The following is a 2227-nucleotide window of genomic DNA, read 5'->3' on the forward strand; positions in this document are numbered from 1 at the left end:
GAACAGTGCGGCGGGCGGCAGGGCCGAATACTTACGAGTTTGGGTCGAATCAAGGTAAGAAATGGCCGAATGTAAGACTAGGACAGTTTGATGAGACAATATGATGGCGAATTCATAAAGCCAACTGAACAAAAGGATCCGGTTTTATCAAAAAAGAGTCGCTAAAAGGGAAAAATCGAATCCATCTAAACCAAAAAGAGAAAGATACTCTATTTTCACAAGAGCCAAACCCAAGAGAGTATGAGAGTGAAAGAGTAGCCAGACTGGTCTTTGGATTATCAAAATAGAGAAAGATAGTCAGGAGGAATGGTGCCGAATAAGTGCACTAAATGATGAATGGTATAAGAGTATTTCCAAAATAAAACGAGAGTTCCATAGCGGAACTCTCGTTTTATCTTTATTCTGCTGAATGAACGGCATTAAACCATTCTTCAACGTCCCATACCTTTGTTACCCAGTCTTCATAGAAGTCAGGTTCATGGCATACGAGCAGGATGGTTCCTTTGTAGGCTTTCATTGCCCGTTGAAGCTCTTCTTTGGCTACGATGTCCAGATGGTTCGTCGGTTCATCAAATAAAAGCCAGTTGCTTTCAGTAAGCATCAATTTACATAGGCGGACCTTCGCGTGCTCGCCACCGCTTAATTGACTAAGTTGACGAGTAATATGGTCGTTTTTTAACCCAACGCGTGCAAGAATTGAACGGACTTGACCTTGCTCAAGATGAGGGAAGGCATTCCATACATCATCAAGTGGTGTAATTTTTTCTGCTTTCACTTCTTGTTCAAAGTAAGATGGGAAGAGGTAATCACCAAAGACACTTTTACCGCTGAGTGGTTTAATATCACCCAATATGGTTTTTAGTAGAGTAGATTTACCGACTCCGTTACAGCCGACGATTGCAATCTTTTCACCGCGCTCAATTGTTGTGGTTAGTTTCGGGAACAGAGGATGATCATACCCAATTTCAAGGTCTTCACTTTCAAAAACAAAACGGCTGCTGCTGCGTGATTCCTTGAATTCAAAGGTTGGTTTCATTGCTGATTCCGGTTTTTCGATTAGATCAATACGTGATAACTGTTTCTCGCGACTCTTGGCACGACCACTGCTTGAAGCCCGTGCTTTGTTCTTATTAATAAACTCTTCTTGTTTCTTAATGAAATCCTGTTGCTTTTCATACGCGCTGATATGTTGACTCTTATTGAGTTCGGATAACTCTAGGAATTTTTCATAGTTGGCTGTGTAGCGGGTCAACCTTGAAAACTCTAGGTGGAAAATGACACCGACAACGCTGTTCATAAACTCCGTATCATGGGAAATTAACAGGAAGGCATGAGGGTAATCTTTCAAGTAGTTGCTCAACCAACGAATATGTTCCACATCAAGATGGTTTGTCGGTTCATCTAGAAGTAACACTTCAGGCTGCTCAAGCAGTAACTTCGCTAATAGAACCTTCGTACGCTGCCCACCGCTTAGTGAGGAAACGTCCCGATCAAGACCCACTGCATCAAGACCTAAACCATGAGCTGCTTCATCTACTTTTTTATCTAGATTATAAAAATTCCCAGCTTCTAATCTATCTTGAATGAGTCCCATTTCCTCAAGAAGTTCTTCCAATTCTTCAGGAGTTGCAGATCCCATTTTTTCAGTTACTTCATTCAATCGTTTTTCCTGTTCAAACAAGGGCAGAAACGCTTCGTTAAGAATATCGCGCATCGTTTTCCCTTTTGTAAGCACTGTGTGCTGATCTAAATAACCATAATTCGTGCTCGGAGACCATTCTACGCGGCCTTCATCATGAATAAGCTGCCCAGTCAGGATGTTCATCATCGTTGATTTTCCGACACCATTTGCACCGACCAAACCAACATGTTCACCGGCCATTAAACGGAAGGAAACATCACTGAAAAGCATGCGGTCACCAAAGCTGTGACCTAATTTATCTATAGTAAGTAAGCTCATTAATTGTTGAACCTCCAATAAGTTTGAAAAATCTCTACCTTTCATCATACTAAAAATCTACTAGAAATGCTATGGGTTACCATTGGAAATTAACAGGGAAATGATATATTTCTGTTAAACTCGACAAATTTCTTGGGAAATAATTGAGATAACTTCACTGAAATCCTTAGTCATATCACATAGAAAAGGCGGAGAATATATACACTTCTCCGCCTAACTTACGTTAATCAAATTTCATTCCCTTTAGTAAGTCTGCAAATGGATTAT

At 40.6% G+C, this 2227-nt stretch carries 1 protein-coding gene; it reads right to left on the reverse strand.

Going from position 1 to position 2227, the window contains the following annotated elements; translation table 11 throughout:
• Positions 1 to 397: 397 nt before the first annotated feature.
• Complete coding sequence (locus AC52RT_RS05720) at positions 398 to 1960, reverse strand: ABC-F family ATP-binding cassette domain-containing protein (RefSeq protein ID WP_495539850.1); 1563 nt, start codon at positions 1958 to 1960, stop codon at positions 398 to 400.
• Positions 1961 to 2227 lie beyond the last annotated feature (267 nt).

It is taken from the genome of Peribacillus sp. (assembly GCF_059453735.1).

Coding starts and splice junctions, on each gene's coding strand:
- AC52RT_RS05720 (WP_495539850.1), bottom strand. CDS start 1,960: ATGAGCTTACTTACTATAGATAAATTAGGTCACAGCTTTGGTGACCGC.